The organism is Corallococcus sp. CA049B, from assembly GCF_003611685.1.
Taxonomy (GTDB): Bacteria; Myxococcota; Myxococcia; order Myxococcales; family Myxococcaceae; genus Corallococcus; species Corallococcus coralloides.
The window spans coordinates 1-5,340 of the sequence record NZ_RAWC01000350.1 but is presented as its reverse complement, the minus strand read 5'-3'; the positions used below and the strand labels follow the sequence as shown (position 1 = coordinate 5,340).

The window sequence follows — 5,340 nt, the reverse complement described above, 5'->3', positions numbered from 1 at the left end:
GGGCTCCACCGTCGCCGCCACGGTGCTGACGCTCGCCACCTCCGGGGCCGGAGCGGGACGGCTGGCCCCTGACGTCAGCGACTTCCAGCCCCAGGCCACGCCGACACGGACGGGCGACACCGTGGCGGGGAACACCCTGGCGCCCAGGCAGGCCCGGGCGTCCGGACTGGAGCGGCCGCCGTCACAGGCCGTGTCCTTCGTGCGCGACTTCAACGCGCGGCTGGACCTGCCGCCCGCGCGCCTGAAGGAGAAGCTGGCGCAGATGAGGCAGAGCCCCTCCGCGATGTTCCGCGCCATGCCCGCCCTGTTCCACGCGGACCTGCGGGGCCCGTATGCGCAGGAGGCCCGGCTGACGGACCGGCCCGCACCGGACCTCCGGGTGGTGGGCGACGCGCACGTGGGCAACCTGGGCACGTTCCGGGGGCCGGACGGCAAGGCGGTGTGGGGGCTCAACGACTTCGACCAGACGGGCACCGCGTCGCCGGAGGCGGACCTCACGCGCCTGGCCACCAGCGCGGTCCTCACCGCGCGCGAGGCGGGCCTGTCCGGAAGCGAGCAGGTCAAGGCGGTGGAGGCGCTCGCGAAGAACTACTTCGAGACGCTGGAGCTGCTGGCGGACGGCGACGCGAACCCGGGGGCGTTCCTGGACAAGAAGGAGTCCTCCGGACCGGTGAAGGACCTCATCGACCATGCGCGTGACACGTCCGCGAAGGATGCCCTGTCCAAATACGTGAAGCTCGACGGCGCGAAGGGCCCGCGCTTCCTCACGACGGACACGCTCAAGCCGCTGGACGCGGAGAAGAAGGCGGCGGTGCGGACCGCGCTGGCCTCCTACGAGAAGACCCTGGACGGCACGGAGGGCGTGGCCGTCCCCCTGAAGGTGCTGGACCTGGCGGAGCGGCTGGACGCGGGGGGCAGCAGCTACGGCCTGGAGCGCGACTACGTGCTCGTGGGCGCGGCGGATCCGAAGGCGCCCCCGGTGCTGCTTGAGCTGAAGGAGCTGCTCGCGTCCGGCGTGGCGTCACCGCCGGCGCCCGCGAACGGCGCGGACGTGGTGAAGGCACAAGAGGAGCTGGGCGGCGCCATCAACCCGCTCACGGCCGCGGTGAACATGGGCGGCCGGGCCTTCCTCGTGCGCGAGGTGGAGCCGGAGAAGAACAAGCTGGATGACGCCGTGCTCGGGAAGAAGAAGTCCCTGCGCTCCACCTTCGAGCAGGCGGGCGTCGTGCTGGCCCGCGCCCACGGCAACACGCAGGCCCAGGCGAAGTGCCTGGAGGACTGGGTGGGCCCAGACACGAAGGAGGCCACGAAGCGGCTGGTCGCCTTCGCGCAGGCCTACGCGGATCAGACCGAGGCGGACTGGAAGGCCCTGAAGGCCTCGCGCTGAGTCAGAGCGTCGCGGACAGCTGCCCCGCCGCGTCGCGCAGGGTGACGACGTCGAAGTCGTCCTTCAGCCACTGGAAGATGCTGCGCAGCCGATCCATCTTCTTCGCGGCGCTCGTGCGCAGGTCTCGCTGCTGCCGCACGAGCTCCGGCGGGATGCCGTCCGTGGCGTCCAGCACGTCCACACCGTGCAGCTCGAAGTTGAAGAAGGCATCCGCCCGGCACGTGCGGTACGCGGCGCGCATGGTGCCGCGAGGCAGCGTCGTCGCGAACGTGCCGATGAACGGGAAGCGCACCACCGGCGTCACCGTCATGGGCAGCTCCAGCACCGGCCCCGAGCCGCGACGGTAGGGCTGCGCGGGGTCCGGCCGGTACGGCACGCGCGGCGCCAGCAGCACGCGCGGGGTGTCCAGCACGGAGCGCGACGGCCGCCCCAGCGCCGCGAGCGCCCCCATCACCGCCGCCTTCGCCGCGTAGTACGGGGCCGCCGGAAACGCGGACGAACCGTACCGGTAGCCCTGCGCCACGGTGGCCGCGTACAGGTCCGCGTTCAGCGTGTAGCCCGGGGCGCGGAAGCCCGAAGGACGCACGCCCACGGCCTTCAGGATGGCCGCGTCCGCCCGCGCCAGGTCCTCCGCGATGGCGTCCGGCCCACGCCGGGTGAGCGCGTAGTCATGGGCGTGGCTGTGGCTCGCGATCTCCACGCCCGCCGCGTGGGAGCGCCGCATGCCGTCCGCCGCGCCGGGGTCGGACTCCAGGTCCTCGCCGATGACGAAGAACGTCCCGGGCACCCCCACCGCCGCGAACAGCTCCAGGAAGCGCGGCACCGCCACGCGGTGGATCAGCGTCCGAGCGCGTTCGTCGAGCAGCGACTCCGGCAGCCCGTGGATCCGGCAGTAGTGCGGCAGCGAATCCAGGTCGACGGAGATGGACGCCAGGCGCGCTGCCGTCATGGGGCAACCCTCCGCTCAGGTCCCGCGGACGCGGATGACGTAGAACAGCTTGCCCACGTTCTTGAGCACGTTGGGCACGCGCTTGAACAGGTGGATGGACGGCTGGCGCTTCTCATGGAGCTGGATGGGGATCTCCATGACGTTCAGCCCCTCGCGCCACGCGCGGATGACGAACTCGCTGGCGAACACGTCCATGTCCACCACGCACTTCTGGATGACGGGCAGCAGCGCTTCCCGGCGGAACGCCTTCAGGCCGTGCGTGTCCGTGCCCTGGAAGCCCAGCGCCACGCGCAAGAGCTTGTTGTGCACCCGCGTGGCCGCGCGGCGGATGAGGGGCCGCTGGTCGCTCGCGCCCTTGGCCGCCTTGGAGCCCACGACCATGTCCGCCTCGCCGCGCTCCAGCCGGGGCAGCGCCGCGTCGTAGAAGGTCAGGTCGCAGAGGTCGATTTCATCGCAGACCACATAGGTGCCCCGGGCCTTCAGGATGCCGGCCTTGAGCGCCACGCCGTAGTTGGGCGTCTCCGAGTGGAACCAGCGCAAGCGCGGGTTCTTCGCGCAGAGCTCCTCCAGGAGCCGGGGCGTCGCGTCCCGCGAGCCGTTCTCCGCGAAGATGATTTCGTAGTCGAGCCCGCGAGCATCCAGCCCCTGGCGCAGCTCCTCGGCTGCCTGGGCGATGATGGACTCCTCGTTGTAGACGGGGATGACGACGGAGAGGTGCAGGGCCATGGGTCCGGAAATCCGAAGGGAAGGCGTTGGGGCGTAGCACGCCCCCGGACCACCGTCGACAGGAGACGACTCCTTGCGTCAGCCGTTCAGCGTCCGGGCGCAAGCCCGCCCGTCCAGGATGGCGTCCTCCATGGAGGCGTATTCCCACTTCCCATAGCGCCCCGCCATGAGGATGCCGGCGTGCTCCAGGAAGCGCTTCACCTCCGCCATCGCGGGGCCATAGGCGTCGTCGTAGAGGACGTACGCGTTGGGAATCTCACGCCCCTTCGCGAAGAGGATGTCGTCCGCCGAGTGGATCATCCGCGAGCGCACCAGGTCCTCCACCGCGAACCGCTCCGCGTCCGCCACGGACAGCTCGCCGTGGTGGCTGAACTCCACGGAGAAGCTGGCCGTGTCCGGCGGGGCCAGGGGCGCGTACACCGCCGACGGCGCCCCGATGCGGTACGAGTGGAACTCCGGCTCCGGCAGGTAGATCCAATGCCACGGCTGGCGGTTCGCGCCCCGGGCGCCCACGCACACGTACGTGACGATGAAGGCGCGCAGGCGCTTCGCCGCGGCCCGCACCTCGTCTGGCACGCCAGAGGCGCCCTTGCCGAGGAGCTCCACCAGCGCCGGCAGCGCGATGGAGGACACCAGCCCGGAATACGGCACGGTGCGCCCGTCCGACAGCGTGACCTGCTTCGCCTTCCAGTCGATGGAGACGGGCTCGGTGCGCACGCTCAGCTCGCCGCCCGTCAGGTGCTGCTTCATCGCGCGCGCCAGGCTCTCGATGCCGCCCTCGCGCGGGTAGAGGAAGGACGCGTTGTAGCCCAGCTGATCACTGCCCGCGCCGAGCGCCCCGTCCACGACCTCCTTGAGGGTGGGGCGCGGCACGAACCGGCCGACCCACGCGGCGGACATCTCGCGCGGGTGCACGGTCCAGAGCTTCTGGTTGTAGGGCAGCATGAAGTTCTTCGCGAAGCCCTCGCCCATGTAGCGGAGGATGAACTCCTCGAAGTTCACGGGGTCGCGCTCGCGCAGGGCGCGGCCCTTCTCCCCGTAGATGGCCTCCACGTAGCCGACCAGGTTCTCCGCCACGACCTCCGGCGGAAGCCCGTGGGTGTTCACCTGGTAGGGGAAGCGGGTGAAGGTGTCGCGCGAGAAGATGGCGGCGCGGCGCTGGATGCGCACCAGCTGGTCCGGCATCCAGAGCGTGTTGACCAGCTGCTGGATCTCCGGGTCGCGCAGGTGGAGCCAGTGGCCGGTGGGGTCGAAGTAACACCCGTCAATGACCTCGGTCTTGATGAGGCCGCCGACCCGGTCGGACTTCTCGATGAGGCGCCAGGGGCGCTTGAGGAAGTGCGCGGTGGACAGACCCGCCAGGCCCGCCCCGAGGATGACGATGGGATCCATGCGCCGCCGGGTCTACCACCCCGGGAGGGGCCCTGGAAAAGGGATGCACACTGATGGTGTTGGCGGGCGCCCGCCCTCCTGCCCGGCCGGGTGACAACGGTGCGCACCAGGGACGCGTTCTTTCCGGGCTTGAAACGGCTCTGCTAGCCTGCACGCGCCGCGCGGACCATCGCACGCCCCCGTCATTAGCTGCGCGTGCGCGCGCCAGCCGGTCTCGTCGAAGGAAAACAATGAAAGTCTCCTGCCCGTCGTGCCAGACGAACTACAACATCGATGACAGGCGGATCCCGCCCGGCGGCGCGAAGCTGAAGTGCGCCCGGTGCCAGACCACGTTCCCCATCAAGGCCGATGGCGCGAGTTCCGAAGCTCCCGAGGCCGCGGAGCCGCAGCCCGCCGCCATCCCGCTGCCGGGCAACGCCGCTCCGCCCGTCCCCGAGGATCCGTTCTCCTTCGACGACGAGGTCCCGCCCGCGGCCTATGCCTCGCCGGGCGTGGCCGCGCCCCGGGCCCTCTCGCTCGACGCGGGACCTGGCGCGCCGGTGGCCCTCCCGGACGACTCGTTCAACTTCGACATGGACGCCGCGCCGCCGGCCCCCGCGCCCGCGGAGGACGACTTCGCGGAGGTGAGCAGCGGCGAGTTCTCCTCGGTCGACACCAGCGACTTCTCCGAGCCGCGCGAGGACGTGACCCGCGTCGTCGCCATCCCCGTCCCCAACGCCGCCTTCCGCGAGCCCGCCGCGCCCGCCGACTACGGCACGCACGAGCCCGCCGGCACCGCGCGTGACTTCGACTTCTCCGAAGAGCCCGTCGCCGCCGCCCCGCCCGCCGAGGCCGACTTCGGCACGCCCGACTTCGACTTCGCGGACGACGGCACCCTGCCCGTCCC

At 71.2% G+C, this 5,340-nt stretch carries 5 protein-coding genes; 2 read left to right on the top strand and 3 right to left on the bottom strand.

Annotation, left to right across the window (positions count from 1 at the left end):
• A partial coding sequence (locus D7W82_RS38110; protein WP_147439757.1) for a DUF2252 family protein occupies window positions 1-1,387 on the top strand: 1,387 nt, incomplete at its 5' end.
• Window position 1,388: 1 nt separating this feature from the next.
• Here the strand turns inward: D7W82_RS38110 and D7W82_RS38105 are convergent.
• From D7W82_RS38105 to D7W82_RS38095, 3 genes are all read right to left on the bottom strand, one after another.
• Window positions 1,389-2,336: a polysaccharide deacetylase family protein gene (locus D7W82_RS38105; protein WP_120622957.1), complete on the bottom strand. Its 948-nt coding sequence runs from the start codon at window positions 2,334-2,336 to the stop codon at window positions 1,389-1,391.
• Window positions 2,337-2,351: 15 nt separating this feature from the next.
• Window positions 2,352-3,062 carry a glycosyltransferase family 2 protein gene (locus D7W82_RS38100; protein WP_120622956.1) on the bottom strand — a complete coding sequence of 237 codons (711 nt, stop codon included), beginning with the start codon at window positions 3,060-3,062 and terminating at the stop codon, window positions 2,352-2,354.
• Window positions 3,063-3,140: 78 nt separating this feature from the next.
• On the bottom strand, window positions 3,141-4,454 hold the full coding sequence (locus D7W82_RS38095; protein ID WP_120622955.1) for an NAD(P)/FAD-dependent oxidoreductase: 1,314 nt from the start codon (window positions 4,452-4,454) through the stop codon (window positions 3,141-3,143).
• Between the two features lie 230 nt (window positions 4,455-4,684).
• Between D7W82_RS38095 and D7W82_RS38090 the strand changes: the two genes are divergently transcribed.
• A partial coding sequence (locus tag D7W82_RS38090; RefSeq protein ID WP_199727995.1) for a zinc-ribbon domain-containing protein occupies window positions 4,685-5,340 on the top strand: 656 nt, incomplete at its 3' end.